The following is a 13,356-nucleotide window of genomic DNA, read 5'->3' on the forward strand; positions in this document are numbered from 1 at the left end:
CAGTGGGGGCGCGTAGTGGGGCGCTCGGGCCGGAAGCAGGGGGAGAGGGAGGGGCAGAAAAAGAATTACCCCGGCTCGTATTGACGGCCGGGGTAATTCTCTGCGTATATTGAAGGCTTCCATGTCTTGCGTTAGTCGAAGACGTATGGCCACCTTTCAAATTCACTGTATCGAAGCGGGGCTGAATTGTCAAACGAGGAATTGCGGAACGAGCAGGAATTCATTGATCTGCTCTATGTGCGGCTGGCCGAGCTGCGCAGGGACGCGGAGCAGGCCGTACGGGCGGCCCTGCCGTTGGAGGGCAACAACTTCCAGGCACGGCTGGAGCGCGACGTCGTGGTGAGCGAGCAGTCCGGTCTGCTGGCCGCCTTCGACGCGGGCGAGCGGGGCCTGTGTTTCGGACGGCTGGCATTTCGCGACGGCCGCGATCACCACATCGGCCGGATCGGTATCCGGCGCGACGACGCGGAACGCACGCCGATGGTCATCGACTGGCGGGCCGACGTCGCCCGTCCCTTTTATCTCGCCACCGGCCACACCCCGATGGGGCTGCGCCGCAGGCGCCACATCACCACCGAGGGGCGGCGGGTCACCGCCCTGCACGACGAGATCCTGGATCTCGACGACGCGGTGCGCACCGGCCACGAGGGCACCGACGCGGACGCCGTCCTGCTGTCCGCGCTGGACGCCGCGCGCACCGGCCGGATGCACGACATCGTGCAGACCATCCAGGCCGAGCAGGACCGGATCATCCGCGCCCCGCACCGCGGCGTGCTCGTCGTGGAGGGCGGCCCCGGCACCGGCAAGACCGTCGTCGCGCTGCACCGCGCCGCTTATCTGCTGTACGCGCACCGGGAGCTGCTGGCCCGCCGCGCCGTGCTCATCGTCGGCCCCAACGCGGCGTTCCTGAGCTACATCGCCGAGGTGCTGCCCTCGCTCGGCGAGACGGGCGTACTGCTCGCCACGCCCGGCGAGCTCTTCCCGGGAGTGACCGCGAGCGGCACGGACACCGCCAGGGCCGCCGAGGTCAAGGGCGGCGCGGCGATGGCCGAGGCGCTGGCCCGTTTCGTACGCGACCGGCAGACGGTGCCCGACCCGGTGACCGTCCTCGACCACGAGGACGGTGAGCTGCTGCTGGACGCGGAGATGGCCGACCAGGCGCGGCGCCGGGCGCGCGAGACCGGGCTGCCGCACAACCTGGCCCGTCCCCACTTCGCCTTCCGCGTCATCGACGCGCTGACTGCGCAGCTGGCCGAGCGGATCGGCGCGGACCCCTTCGGCGGGCCCAACCTGCTGGGTCCCGACGACATCGCCCAGCTCGGCAAGGGCGTCGCGGCCAGCCGCGAAGTGCACGCCGCCATCGAGGAGTTGTGGCCCACCCTGACGCCGCAGCAGCTGGTCGCCGACTTCCTCGCCGACCCCGTCCACCTCCCGGACGCCGACGCGGACGCGATCCGCCGAGGCCCCGGCCACGACGGCAGCTGGACCCCCGCGGACATCCCGCTGCTGGACGAGGCCGCCGAGCTGCTGGGCGAGGACGACTCGGCCGCGCGCGCCCTGGCCGAGGCCGAGCGCCAGGAGAGGATCGCCTACGCGCAGGGCGTACTCGACCTCTCCTACGGCTCGCGCACCCAGGAGTTCGAGGACCGCGACGACGAGGACTCCGAGGTGCTGGCCGCGCACGACCTGGTCGACGCCGAGGCGCTGGCCGACCGGCACGAGGAGGCCGACCACCGCAGTGCCGCCGAACGCGCCGCCGCCGACCGCACCTGGGCCTTCGGCCACATCATCGTGGACGAGGCGCAGGAGCTGTCGGCGATGATGTGGCGGCTGCTGATGCGCCGCTGCCCGACCCGCTCGATGACGCTGGTCGGCGACCCGGCCCAGACCGCCGAACCGGGCGGCTGCGGCTCGTGGCAGGAAATCCTGCGGCCCTACGTCGAGGACCGCTTCGAGCTCGTCCGGCTCGGCGTCAACTACCGCACGCCGACGGAGATCATGGACGTCGCGGCGCAGGTGCCGCGCGGCGCCGATGCCTCCTTCCGGCCGCCGCGCTCCATCCGTTCCACCGGGATACGGCCCTGGGCGCGCCAGTGCGACGACCTGGCGCACGCGGTCGCCCAGGCCGTTGCGGAGGAGACGGCCCGCGGTACGGAGGGCCGCCTCGCGGTGATCGCGCCGCGTGCCCATCACGAGGCGCTGGCCGCCGCCCTCCCAGCCGCCTCGGCCGGCCCCGCCCCGGACCTGACCAGCGCGCTGGTCCTGCTGGATCCGCGCCAGGCCAAGGGGCTGGAGTTCGACTCGGTGCTCGTCGCCGAGCCGGGGGAGTTCGGCACCAGCGATCTGTACGTGGCCCTGACGCGCGCCACCCAGCGCCTGGGTGTCCTGCACACCGGGCCGCTGCCGACGTCGCTGCGGACGGCGTCGCTGGACGGTGCGACGGGCGTCCGGTGAGCCGTTGCGCGCCGCGGGACGTGCCGTGGTGACACTGCGGGCCGGTGGGTGCCGGTCGCGCCCACGCGGTGGAGCCGCACAGCGATGCAGCCCCGCGTCCCTTGGGGGCGCGGGGCGCCGTACGAAGGGCGCGGCGCTCCCTGTCAGCGCGGCCGACGCGGGGGCGCGGATGCGGCCGTCAGCGCGATGACCTGGTCCAGGGCCGGGTACGCGGTGGCGCTCGGGGGGCGGCTGTAGCCGACGATCAGGCCCTGTGAGCGGCGCGGGCCGTGCCAGAACTGGCCCAGGCCGAGCAGGGCGACGGACCGCTCGCGGGCCCGGGCGATCAGCTCTTCCTCGTCCCGGACGGTCAGTACGGCGTGCAGGCCGGCGGCGATGCCGGTCAGGGGCAGCCCGGCGGCGATCAGGTGGTCGCGTCTGCGCCGGTACTCGCCGCGGGTGTGGCGTACGTGCCGGTCGAAGCGTCCGCCGCGGATCATTTCCGCCAGGGCTATCTGGTCCAGTGGCGGGGCCTGTTGGCGCGCCAGCCGGTCGATGACGGGCCGCCCGAGCCGGGGCGGGATCACCAGCCAGCCCAGGCGCATCGCGGGGGCGAGGGTCTTGGAGGTGGTGCCGCCGTAGACGACGCGGGCCGGATCGAGGGCGTGCAGGGCGCTCACCGGTTTGCGGTCGAAGCGGTACTCCCCGTCGTAGTCGTCCTCGATCACATAGCCGTCCACCCGCCGCGCCCACTCGATGAGCTTTCTGCGGCGGGCCGGGCTCAGGGTGACGCCCATCGGGAACTGGTGGGCCGGGGTCGCCAGTACGGCGCGGGCGGGCGTGGCCGCGAGCGCGGTGACGTCCAGGCCGTTCGCGTCCACGGGGACGGGGTGGATGGTCAGGCCCGCGTGGGCGACGACCCTGCGGTGCACATCCAGGCAGGGGTCCTCCATCGCGAGGTCGCGCAGGCCCAGTTCGCGCAGCGTCTCGGCAACCAGCGCGAGGCCGTCGGCGAAGCCGCTGGTCACCAGGGTCTGGGCGGGGCGGGCGAGCACACCGCGGGTGCGGTTGAGGTAGTCGGCCAGTACGGAGCGCAGTTCGGGCCGGCCGCGCGGGTCGCCGTAGCCGTACACATCGGCGGCGGAGCGGGTCGCGGTGCGCACGGCCGCCGCCCAGGCCCGGCCGGGGAAGAGCGAGGTGTCGGGTACGCCGGGACGCAGGTCCCACCGCACGGGCGCGTCCGCCTCGCGCGGCTCGGCCGCGGGTGCGGGCAGCGGTGCGGCGCCCGCGTGCCCGGCGACGCGGGTGGGTGCGCCCTGCCGTGTGACCAGCCAGCCCTCGGCGGCCAGTTGGGCGTACGCCTCGACGACGGTGCCCCGGGCGACACCGAGCAGCGTGGCCAGGGCGCGGGTGGAGGGCAGCGGGTCGCGTGCCCGCAGCCGGCCGGTCCTGATGGCTGTGCGCAGCGCGCCCTCCACCGCGACTTTCAGCGGCAGGGAAGGGTCCAGTTCCAGATGAAGGTCCACAACTGGTCCAGCATATGCGGCGGGAACTGGTTCGTTTTCGTGGACCAGTGCACACCGCCGAAATACGGTGCCAACATGACTTCACAGCACCTGAATTCCGCCAAGGAATGGCGGGAAACATGCCGTCCGGCGCAGCGCGCGGACGAGGGCATCGCAGCGTGGCGGATCGTCTCGGTGGTGGCGCGCCTCGCGCTGGCCGCCGCCTTTCTCTCCGCGGTCGCCGACCGCACCGGACTGTGGGGAGCGCCCGGCACGAACGTCGTGGCCTGGGGAAACTTCGACGCCTTTGTGGCCTACACCGGCCGGCTCTCGCCGTATCTGTCCGGTTGGGCACTGCAGGGCGTCGCGGTGGCCGCGACGGTCGCCGAACTCTTCCTCGGCCTCACCCTGCTCCTCGGGGTGGCGCTGCGCTGGTCGGCCTGGCTGAGCACGGCCCTGCTGCTGGTCTTCGGCCTGTCGATGGCCGTCTTCGTGAACCCGGAATTCCCTTTGAACTTCTCGGTGTTCAGCGCCATGGCCGCCTCGGCCATGCTCGCCATGGCCCCGCGCAACGCCCTGATATTCACCCTGGACCGAAAACTGCCCCAGCGACTGGAACGCCTCAACACCCGCCGGTTCGGCACCTCCCGGCCCTCGGAATCCGGCGCGGGCGGGCCGAATCCAGAGTAGGCCGGGAGCGCAGCGGGTGCTCGGCGATGACGAGTCCGCCCGGGTGGTCGGCGCATGGATCACCCGGTGCGGCGGACGCCCTGCTGCCGCAGTGCTAGCCGAAGGTGAGGACGGGCTTGATGACGTGGCCTGCTGAAGCAGCCTGAGCGGCGGCCTCGATGTCGGTGAAGTGAAACTCGGTGATGAGTTTCTCCAGCGGGAGTTTGCCGTGCCGGTAGAGGCCGATCAGCTGTGGGATGGCCTGGGCGGGTACGGCGTCGCCCTCGATCACGCCCCGGATGGTGAGCCCTTTGGTCATCACTGGCATGGTGTCGAACGAGGCCGTGCCGATGCCGACCAGGGCGAGTGTGCCCTGTTGGCGCAGGGCGCCGATGGCCTGGGAGACCACAGCCGGCCGGCCTGTCGTGTCGATGGCGTAGTGCGGCCCTCGGTGGGTGAGGTCGCGTACGGCCGCCGCCACATCGTTTTCGGAGGTGGGGTCGACAACGGCTGCGGCGCCGAGTTCCTGGGCCATCGCGCGGCGCGAGGGGACGGGATCGACGGCGACAACGGTGCAGCCGTCGGCGACGGCTGCGATGACGGCGCTCAACCCGACGCTGCCGGCGCCGAAGACGGCCAGGGCAGCGCCCGCTGACGGCCGCAGGACGCTGCGGACGGTGCCGACGCCTGTTTGGACGCTGCAGCCCAAGGGGGCCACCACAGTTGGGGGCAGGTCAGCGGGGACCTTGATGGTGTTGCTCTCGGCGGTGAGGCAGTGGGACGCGAAGGCGGACTGGCCGAAGAAGCTGCCGTAGACCGGCGTGCCGTCGGTGCGGGAAAGAGGAGTGCTGCCGTCGGGCCGAGAGCCGCTCGCGTTCAGGGCTCCGGCGTGCTCGCAGTAGGCCGGACGTCCCGTCGCGCACTGCTCGCAGGCGCCGCAGCTTCGGTACGTCAGGCACACGGTGTCGCCGGGGACGACGCTGGTCACCGCGTCTCCCACGACCTCGACCACGCCCGCGCCCTCGTGGCCGAAGACCATGGGTAAGCGTTCTTGGGGCCAGCCCTGCTGCATGCTGAGGTCGGTGTGGCAGATGCCTGCGGCGGTGGTCCGGACCAGGATCTCGTTCGGCCGTGGCGCGTCGAGGTCGAGGTCGCGGAGGGTGAAGGGGCCGCCGGGGGACTCCACCAGTGCTGCTCGTATCCGCACGTGCGTCTTCCCTGCATTCTTGGTCGCTGTGGACACTGCGGCGGGACAGAGCCCTTGCCCGCCCTGGGGGGTTGGGGCAAGGGCGGGTTCCGTCAGGGCCGGTAGCGCAGTGGGTGGTCGGCCGGGATTTCTACGAGGACGATCTGGTGGCCGTCGGGGTCGGTGATCCACATTTCGATGAGGCCCCAGGGCTGCTGTACGGGGGGCTCGACGATGGTGACGCCGCGTTCGGCCAGTTCCTTGTGGGTGGCGTGGACGTCCTGGACCTGGAGCCACAACTGGAGTGTGGGGGCCGGGGTTTCCCCGGTGCTGCCCGATACCTCCAGGAAGCCGTTGCCGAGGAAGTAGACGGTGCCGCGTTCGGGGCCCGTGCCGAATTCGCGGTAGATCGCCAGGCCCAGGGTCCGGCCGTAGAAGTCCCTCGACCGGTCCGGGTCGGACGGTCGCAATAGCACCCTGCTGCTCAGTACATGCACCATGCTGTGGACCCTACGCCGAAGTGCCCGGTGCGCCATCCCGGCAGGAGGCGGAATCCGGGCAGGTCCGGTGGGGGGAGCGTGGGGGAGGGCGGGGTTGTTAGCCTCCTTGTCAGACGTGTTCCGTCCCGGAGAGGACCTTGCGCACCATGCCCACCACCGAGCTGACCTTCCGCGCCGCCACCGATGCCGACATTCCCGGGCTCGTCGAGCTCATCGAGTCGGCGTACCGGGGGGACGCGAGCCGGGTGGGCTGGACCACGGAGGCGGATCTGCTGGACGGGCAGCGCACCGACCCCGAGGGGGTGGCCGCTGTGGTCCGCGATCAGGCCAGCCGGCTGCTGATCGCCGAGCGGGAGGGCGAGCTGATCGCCTGCTGCCAGCTCGAACAGCGCGGTGAGCACGCCTACTTCGGGATGTTCGCGGTGCGCCCGGAGCTCCAGGGCGGCGGTCTGGGCAAGGTGATCATTGCCGAGGCGGAGCGGACCGTCGAGCGGGAGTGGGGTGCCCGCGAGATGCATATGACGGTGATCAAGCAGCGTGCGGAGCTGATCGCGTACTACGAGCGCCGCGGGTACCGGCGTACCGGGCAGCTGAGCCCGTTCCCGTACGGTGACGAGCGCTTCGGTATCCCGCGGCGCACGGACCTCGCCTTCGAGCTGCTGGTCAAGCAGCTCGGCCAGGAGAGCTGACCCGGCGCGAGGGAAGCGGGGGGAGCGGGGAGCGGGGCCCGCTCAGGCGGTGAAGCGGACGGCCCGGCGGATCTCGGGGAAGTCCGTCACCGCCCCGTCCAAGCCCAGGCCGCGCACCAGGCGCAGGTGGTCGTGGGTGTTGACGGTCCAGCCCAGGACCTTCAGGTCCGCGGCGTGTGCGCGCTCCACCAGTTCCAGGGTGAGCCTGCGGATGTTCAGGGAGACCATCGGGGCGCCCACCGCCAGGGCGCGGTCCACGACGTCGGCGCCGTAACGGCTGGCGACCAGGCCGGTGCGTACGCCCGGCAGCAGCTTGCTGATCGCGGCGAGCGCCTCGTCGTGGAAGGAGATCACCTCGACGCGGCCGACGAGGTCGTGCTCGCGCATGACCGAGGCCAGTGCCTGTGCGGCGGCCACGTCCTTGATCTCCGCCTGGAGCGGCGCCGAGACCGCTTCGAAGACCTCCTCGAAGACGGGGATGCGCTCGCCGTCGCCGGCGTCCAGCTCCCGCAGTTCGGCCAGGGTGAAGTCGGCGATGGGGCCTTGGCCGTCGGTGGTGCGGTCCACGTCGGCGTCGTGCATCACCACGAGCGCGCCGTCCTTGCTCAGGTGCAGGTCCAGCTCGATGACGTCGAGCCCTTCGTGCTGTGCGCGCACGAAGGAACGCAGGGTGTTCTCCGGCTCCACGCCCATGATCCCGCGGTGTCCGATGGTGAGGAAGGACAAGGCTGCCTCGCTTCTGTCGGCTCGGTGAGTGCGCCGGCCCCGGGGCAGGGCGCACGGCACGGTAGGTGCACGCCCGGCGGAGGGTGCACGAAACGGCGGCCAGCCTAACGGGCGGCGATCGCGATGGGGCGTAGCCCGGACGGCGCCGTCACCCCCGTCGTCCCGGCGGCGTGGCCGGAACGCGCGCCCGCGACGCCCAGGATCAGGCCGGTGATGACGGCGACGACGATGACGGCACGAGTGCTCACGCGGGCCAACTCCCAAGAGGCGGGGACGGGATGGGGCACGCCTCGTCCTATCCGCATGCGGGCGGGCCGCGCGAGTCGCCTCACCCGTGCGTGGGCGCGTCCTGTGCGCGCTGACGCGCAGGGCCGGTACGAACACCTATGCCCCTGTCATGGCCGCGATGCCCCGGGCGGAGGTGGGTTCTCCCGGTTTGTTCCACCGCTTTCCGGCTCTTCAAGAGCGACGGGAAGAGGGGCGGTGCAGGCCATCCGGAATGGCAGAAAGTGCCGCCAAGGTGTCTAGTGGCCGGAAAAACATCCGTGACCATGGGGTGGTCACCGAATATTTTTCTCCAGGCCCCCTTGAGGGAGTGATCCCTGGCTCGCTACCGTGGTCACACAACACGATCTCCTGCCGGAGGGTAGTCATGACGGAAATTTTTTCGCCTGTGGGTGCCCAGGGGGGCACTGTCACCGCAGAGCGTGTGGTGGAGCACCCGGCGTGGCCGGCGCTCAAGGACGCGGTGGAGGCCATCCGTCCCTGGCAGTCCAAGGACGGCTCCATCGACCTTGAGGCGGAGGGCGCGCCGAGCGCCCAGGCCGTCCGGCGTGAGGTCGAGCGCGCCATAGCGGCCATCGAGGAGCTCGCCCCGCTGCTCCCGCACGACGCCGCCTACCACCGGGCGCTCGTGGCCGACCTGCGCCGCTGGGCCGACGGGGGCTTCGCCGTCCCCGACTTCCTGGACTCGCTGCTGGCCTTCCACCCCGCCCAGGGGCGCGCCGACGGCCTGCAGCACCTGGTCGTCTTCCCCATGTACACCCAGAACGGCAACCCGGACCGCAACTTCGAGGCCGTCGTGCTGCGCATGGTCTGGCCGCAGTGGCTGGCCGAGCTGGAGCGCACCCGCTACGACAACCCGCTGTTCTGCGGGATCACCTTCGAGGACTTCACCTCCGGGTACGACACCAATTCCGCGGTCCTCTTCCCCGAGACCATCGCCGTGCGCAAGGCCCCCGAGCGCTTCACCTGGGGCGGCATCTTCTGCGACCGCGAGGCCGCCCGCTTCCGCCGGGTCAGCGAGGCCGCCGTGGACATCCTGGGCGTCCAACTCCCCGACGACATCAAGGAGATGCTCGCCGACCAGCAGCGCTGCCAGGAGGCGTTCGTGCTGTGGGACATGGTCCACGACCGCACGCACAGCCACGGCGACCTGCCCTTCGACCCCTTCATGATCAAGCAGCGGCAGCCGTTCTGGATGTACGGCCTGGAGGAGCTGCGCTGCGACCTGACCGCCTTCAAGGAGGCCGTCAAGCTGGAGGCCGAGGGGGTGCCCCAGGCCCGTGACGTGCAGTACGCCGTGATCTTCGACCGGCTGTTCCGCTTCCCGGTCACCGGTGACCGGGTGCGCAACTACGACGGCCTGGGCGGCCAGCTGCTCTTCGCCTACCTGCACCGGCACGACGTCGTACGCTGGACGGACAACACACTGCACATCGACTGGGAGCGGGCCCCGAAGGTCACCAACCAGCTGTGCGGCGAGATCGAGCAGCTCTACCGCGACGGCATCGACCGGCCCAAGCTGGTCCACTGGTTCGCCGCCTACGGTCTCGTCTCGACCTATCTCGCCCCGCACCCGGGCTCGGTCTGGGCCAAGGGTCCCGACGCCCTGGACCTGGACCAGCCGCCGCGCAAGCTCGTGGACGACGTGCTGCCGGACGAGTTCCCGCTGAGCATGTTCTACGAGGCGCTGGCCAAGAAGCTGCGCTCGGTGATTGCCTCTACCAAGGGCATCACGGCCGACAGCGACGTGCTGGCGGCGGCGTGAGGGCCGAGGGCGAGCAGCAGGAGGAGGCGGCAGACATGACAGGGACGACTACTTCGACGGACGGCCAGGGGTCGCTGGAGGGCGCGGTCGTCGCGGTGGCCGGAGCGGCGGGCCCCGCGGGCCGGGCCACCCTGCTGCGGCTGGCCGAGGCCGGTGCGACGGTGGTGGCGGCGGACGCGGACGCGGCTCGGCTGGCGGAGGCGGTGGACGCGGCGCGCTACGCCCACGGCGGCGCGACGGTCACCGGCGACACCGTGGACCTGCTGGATTTGGCGGCCACCAGGGAGTGGGCGGACCGCACCGAGAAGGAGTTCGGGCGGATCGACGGCCTGGTGCACCTGGTGGGCGGCTGGCGCGGCTCGGCCTCCTTCGCCCAGACCGACCTCGCCGACTGGGACGCACTGGAAAAGCTCCTGATCCGCACCGTGCAGCACACCTCGCTGGCCTTCCAGGGAGCCCTGGAGCGCTCCGGCAACGGCCGGTACTTGCTGATCAGCGCCGCCGGGGCGAGCAAGCCCACGGCGGGCAACGCCGCCTATGCCTCGGCCAAGGCCGCAGCGGAGGCGTGGACGCTGGCGCTGGCGGACGCGCTGCGCAAGGCCGGGGGCGAGGACGGCCCGCGGGCCGCGGCTGCGATCCTGGTCGTCAAGGCGCTCGTCCATGATCAGATGCGCGCCGAGCGACCGAATGCCAAGTTCGCGGGCTTCACCGATGTCACGGAGCTGGCCGAGGCCATCACCGGCGTCTGGAACCGGCCCGCCCGGGAAGTGAACGGACAGCGCCTGTGGCTGACCCCCGAGCCGTGACCGCCAGGAAGCACCTGGCGGCCGACGACGCCGCGAAGACCGACGCCCGTCGGCACCACGACCCCGAAGTGCGCGGCTTCGCCAGTGACAACTACGCCGGCGGGCACCCGGAGGTGATGGCCGCCCTGGCCCTGGCCAACGGCGGCCACCAGATCGCGTACGGCGAGGACGAGTACACCGAGAACCTCCAGCGCGTCATCCGCAGCCACTTCGGCTCGCGCGCCGAGGCGTTCCCGGTCTTCAACGGCACCGGCGCCAACGTCGTCGCCCTCCAGGCGATGACGGACCGCTGGGGCGCGGTGATCGCCGCGGACACCGCGCACATCCACGTGGACGAGTGCGGTGCGCCCGAGCGCGTGGGCGGCCTGAAGCTGCTGACGGTCCCCACCCCGGACGGCAAGCTCACCCCCGAGCTCATCGACCGGGAGGCGTACGGCTGGGACGACGAACACCGCGCCATGCCGCAGGTCGTCTCCCTCGCCCAGAACACCGAACTGGGCACGGTCTACACCCCCGAGGAGATCCGGGCGATCTGCGAACACGCCCATGAGCGCGGCATGCTGGTGCATCTGGACGGCGCGCGCATAGCCAACGCCTCGGCGTCGCTGGACGTGCCGATGCGCGCGTTCACCAACGCCGCGGGCGTGGATGTGCTCTCGCTGGGCGGCACGAAGAACGGTGCGCTCTTCGGCGAGGCCGTGGTGGTGATCAACCCCGATGCCGTACGGGCGATGAAGCATCTGCGCAAGCTGTCCATGCAGCTGGCCTCCAAGATGCGCTTCGTATCGGTGCAGTTGGAGGCGCTGCTGGCCAAGGACCTGTGGCTGCGCAACGCCCGGCACGCCAACGCGATGGCCCAGCGGCTGGCCGAGGGCGTGCGCGCGGTGGGCGGTGTGGAGATCGTCCACCCCGTCCAGGCCAACGCCGTCTTCGCCCGTCTGCCCAACGACGTCAGCGAGCGCCTCCAGAAGCGCTACCGCTTCTACTTCTGGGACGAGGCCACCGGACTGGTCCGCTGGATGTGCTCCTTCGACACCCGCGAGGACGACGTGGACGGCTTCGTGGAGGCGCTGCGCGAGGAGCTGGGCCGCTAGCGGGTGCCTTGCTGACGGACAGCGGTGGGACCACGACCGTGGTGCAGTGCGGTGGACTGCTAGGTGCAGTTTGCTGAACTGTGCCCGGTCGTGCTCCAATGCCTCCGGGAGGCCGCCGGGCGGCCCTTCCCGTGGCAGACGCTCCCCACCGAACTCCGAGGACGCCGGCGATGACCCTGAATCTGCACGTCTCCGACCCGGTACGCGCCCTGGCGCCCGGTTTCGCCTACCTCGCCGTGGAGGCGCACGGGCTGACCAACGGGCCCAGCGACGAGGCCAGTTCGGCCCTGCTGGAGGAGGCCGCCCGCCGCCTGGCCGAGCGCCTGGACGGCAGGGCCCCGCAAGAGGACCCGCACATCGCCGCCTGGCGCGCCGCCTACACCGCCTTCGGCACCAAGCCCTCGCGCACCCGCAACTCCGCCGAGGCGCTCGCCAAGCGCGCCCTGGCCGACGGCGGACTGCCCCGCATCAACCGCCTGGTCGACCTCTACAACGCCATCAGCGTCGCCCACCTCATCCCCGTCGGCGGCGAGGACCTGGACCGCATCCAGGGCGATATGCACCTGGTGCGCGCCGGCGGTGAGGAGGAGTTCCACACCGCGGCGGGCGGCGAGAGCGTCGTGGAGCACCCCGAGCCCGGCGAGGTCGTCTGGCGCGACGCGGTGGGCGTGACCTGCCGCCGCTGGAACTGGCGCCAGGGCGTACGCACCCGGCTGACCGAGGAGACCACCAGCGCGCTGTTCCTGCTGGAGCGGATGGCACCGATGCCGCCGGCCGAGGTGGAGGCGGCGGCCGCCGAACTCGCCGAGTCGCTGCAGAAGTTCTGCCCCGAGGCACGCATCCACCTCGGCGAGCTCCAGGCGTAGCGGCCCGGCCGGAGGCTAGAGCGTGCCGGGTGCCGGGGCCGTGCCGCCCAGGTGCTGGGGGACCCACCAGGTGTCGTCCGCGTCCTTGGGGCGTACGGGATAGGCCCGCTGTGCCGCCTCCAGGAGGTCCTGCACCCGCGAGCGCAGCCGGTCGGTGATCTTCTCCGCCTGGTCCTCGGGGGCGGCTTCCACCGGCTCGCCGACCCGGATCGTGATCGGGATGTGGTTGCGGCCCAGATCGCGCTTGTGGCCCTTGGTCCACAGCCGCTGGGTGCCCCACAGCGCCATCGGCAGCAGCGGCACCCCGGCCTCCTGTGCCAGGCGCGCGGCGCCCGACTTGAAGGTCTTCAGGGTGAAGGACTCCGAGATGGTGGCCTCGGGGAACACCCCGATGATCTCGCCGGAGCGCAGCGCGGTCAGCGCGTGCTTGTAGGCGTGCACCCCTTGCGTACGGTCCACCGGGATGTGCTTCATCGCGCGCATCAGCGGCCCGGACACCTTGTGCCGGAAGACCGACTCCTTGGCCATGAAGCGCACCAGGCGCTTGGCGGGCCGGGCCGCCAGGCCGCAGAAGATGAAGTCCAGATACCCGATGTGGTTGCTCACCAGGACCGCGCCGCCGCGCCGCGGGATGTTCTCCGTACCGGCGATGTCGAACTTCAGGTCGAGCGCCTTGAAGGCCGTCCGCGCGAAGCCGATCACTGGGGGATAGACGAGCTCTGCCATATCGGGGAACCCCTTCTGTGCCTGGGGAGGGTGCTCCCGGCGGGAAGAATACGAAGCATACGCAACCGTAGGTTGCCGGTCTCTGGGAGATCGTGCCTGATCACAG

Annotated in this window: 13 protein-coding genes; 7 read left to right on the forward strand and 6 right to left on the reverse strand. The window is 71.4% G+C overall.

Annotation, left to right across the window (positions count from 1 at the left end; translation table 11 throughout):
- Positions 1-201: 201 nt before the first annotated feature.
- Positions 202-2,454: a HelD family protein gene (locus AC4IJH_RS15420; RefSeq protein ID WP_490852249.1), complete on the forward strand. Its 2,253-nt coding sequence runs from the start codon at positions 202-204 to the stop codon at positions 2,452-2,454.
- A 143-nt stretch (positions 2,455-2,597) separates the two neighbouring features.
- Here the strand turns inward: AC4IJH_RS15420 and pdxR are convergent, their stop codons facing one another.
- Positions 2,598-3,959 (reverse strand): MocR-like pyridoxine biosynthesis transcription factor PdxR, encoded by a 1,362-nt coding sequence (gene pdxR / locus AC4IJH_RS15425; RefSeq protein WP_490852250.1) that lies wholly within the window; start codon positions 3,957-3,959, stop codon positions 2,598-2,600.
- A gap of 75 nt (positions 3,960-4,034) precedes the next feature.
- Between pdxR and AC4IJH_RS15430 the strand changes: the two genes are divergently transcribed.
- On the forward strand, positions 4,035-4,628 hold the full coding sequence (locus tag AC4IJH_RS15430) for a hypothetical protein (protein WP_490852251.1): 594 nt from the start codon (positions 4,035-4,037) through the stop codon (positions 4,626-4,628).
- A 94-nt stretch (positions 4,629-4,722) separates the two neighbouring features.
- On the opposite strand, the gene AC4IJH_RS15435 is transcribed toward AC4IJH_RS15430, so the two are convergent.
- Both AC4IJH_RS15435 and AC4IJH_RS15440 read right to left on the reverse strand, forming a co-directional pair.
- Positions 4,723-5,814 (reverse strand): NAD(P)-dependent alcohol dehydrogenase, encoded by a 1,092-nt coding sequence (locus tag AC4IJH_RS15435; RefSeq protein WP_490852252.1) that lies wholly within the window; start codon positions 5,812-5,814, stop codon positions 4,723-4,725.
- Between the two features lie 92 nt (positions 5,815-5,906).
- Positions 5,907-6,293 (reverse strand): VOC family protein, encoded by a 387-nt coding sequence (locus tag AC4IJH_RS15440; protein ID WP_490852253.1) that lies wholly within the window; start codon positions 6,291-6,293, stop codon positions 5,907-5,909.
- Positions 6,294-6,439: 146 nt separating this feature from the next.
- On the opposite strand from AC4IJH_RS15440, the gene AC4IJH_RS15445 reads away from it, so the two are divergent.
- Positions 6,440-6,982: a GNAT family N-acetyltransferase gene (locus tag AC4IJH_RS15445; RefSeq protein ID WP_490852254.1), complete on the forward strand. Its 543-nt coding sequence runs from the start codon at positions 6,440-6,442 to the stop codon at positions 6,980-6,982.
- A gap of 42 nt (positions 6,983-7,024) precedes the next feature.
- Here AC4IJH_RS15445 and AC4IJH_RS15450 read toward each other — a convergent pair whose 3' ends face one another.
- Together AC4IJH_RS15450 and AC4IJH_RS15455 are read right to left on the reverse strand one after the other, a co-directional pair.
- Complete coding sequence (locus AC4IJH_RS15450) at positions 7,025-7,708, reverse strand: glycerophosphodiester phosphodiesterase (protein WP_490852255.1); 684 nt, start codon at positions 7,706-7,708, stop codon at positions 7,025-7,027.
- A gap of 104 nt (positions 7,709-7,812) precedes the next feature.
- On the reverse strand, positions 7,813-7,956 hold the full coding sequence (locus AC4IJH_RS15455; protein WP_490852256.1) for a hypothetical protein: 144 nt from the start codon (positions 7,954-7,956) through the stop codon (positions 7,813-7,815).
- A gap of 404 nt (positions 7,957-8,360) precedes the next feature.
- On the opposite strand from AC4IJH_RS15455, the gene AC4IJH_RS15460 reads away from it, so the two are divergent.
- The 4 genes from AC4IJH_RS15460 to AC4IJH_RS15475 all read left to right on the forward strand — a co-directional run bounded on the left by AC4IJH_RS15460 (position 8,361) and on the right by AC4IJH_RS15475 (position 12,524).
- Positions 8,361-9,758 carry a DUF6421 family protein gene (locus tag AC4IJH_RS15460; RefSeq protein ID WP_490852257.1) on the forward strand — a complete coding sequence of 466 codons (1,398 nt, stop codon included), beginning with the start codon at positions 8,361-8,363 and terminating at the stop codon, positions 9,756-9,758.
- Positions 9,759-9,793: 35 nt separating this feature from the next.
- Positions 9,794-10,564: an SDR family NAD(P)-dependent oxidoreductase gene (locus tag AC4IJH_RS15465; RefSeq protein WP_490852258.1), complete on the forward strand. Its 771-nt coding sequence runs from the start codon at positions 9,794-9,796 to the stop codon at positions 10,562-10,564.
- Positions 10,561-11,658, forward strand: a complete 1,098-nt coding sequence (locus AC4IJH_RS15470; RefSeq protein ID WP_490852259.1) for a threonine aldolase family protein — start codon at positions 10,561-10,563, stop codon at positions 11,656-11,658. Before AC4IJH_RS15465 ends, AC4IJH_RS15470 begins: the two co-directional genes overlap by 4 nt.
- Before the next feature lie 170 nt (positions 11,659-11,828).
- Complete coding sequence (locus AC4IJH_RS15475) at positions 11,829-12,524, forward strand: B3/B4 domain-containing protein (protein WP_490852260.1); 696 nt, start codon at positions 11,829-11,831, stop codon at positions 12,522-12,524.
- A 15-nt stretch (positions 12,525-12,539) separates the two neighbouring features.
- Here AC4IJH_RS15475 and AC4IJH_RS15480 read toward each other — a convergent pair whose 3' ends face one another.
- Positions 12,540-13,250: a lysophospholipid acyltransferase family protein gene (locus AC4IJH_RS15480; protein WP_490852261.1), complete on the reverse strand. Its 711-nt coding sequence runs from the start codon at positions 13,248-13,250 to the stop codon at positions 12,540-12,542.
- Between the last annotated feature and the right edge of the window lie 106 nt (positions 13,251-13,356).

The sequence above is a fragment of the Streptomyces sp. UF-297 genome (assembly GCF_058245575.1).

Excerpts from the sequence above, each read along its gene's own strand:
- AC4IJH_RS15460 (WP_490852257.1), top strand. The coding sequence starts at position 8,361 with ATGACGGAAATTTTTTCGCCTGTGGGTGCCCAGGGGGGCACTGTCACC.
- AC4IJH_RS15445 (WP_490852254.1), top strand. The coding sequence starts at position 6,440 with ATGCCCACCACCGAGCTGACCTTCCGCGCCGCCACCGATGCCGACATT.
- AC4IJH_RS15430 (WP_490852251.1), top strand. The coding sequence starts at position 4,035 with ATGACTTCACAGCACCTGAATTCCGCCAAGGAATGGCGGGAAACATGC.
- AC4IJH_RS15465 (WP_490852258.1), top strand. The coding sequence starts at position 9,794 with ATGACAGGGACGACTACTTCGACGGACGGCCAGGGGTCGCTGGAGGGC.
- AC4IJH_RS15440 (WP_490852253.1), bottom strand. The coding sequence starts at position 6,293 with ATGGTGCATGTACTGAGCAGCAGGGTGCTATTGCGACCGTCCGACCCG.
- AC4IJH_RS15475 (WP_490852260.1), top strand. The coding sequence starts at position 11,829 with ATGACCCTGAATCTGCACGTCTCCGACCCGGTACGCGCCCTGGCGCCC.
- AC4IJH_RS15480 (WP_490852261.1), bottom strand. The coding sequence starts at position 13,250 with ATGGCAGAGCTCGTCTATCCCCCAGTGATCGGCTTCGCGCGGACGGCC.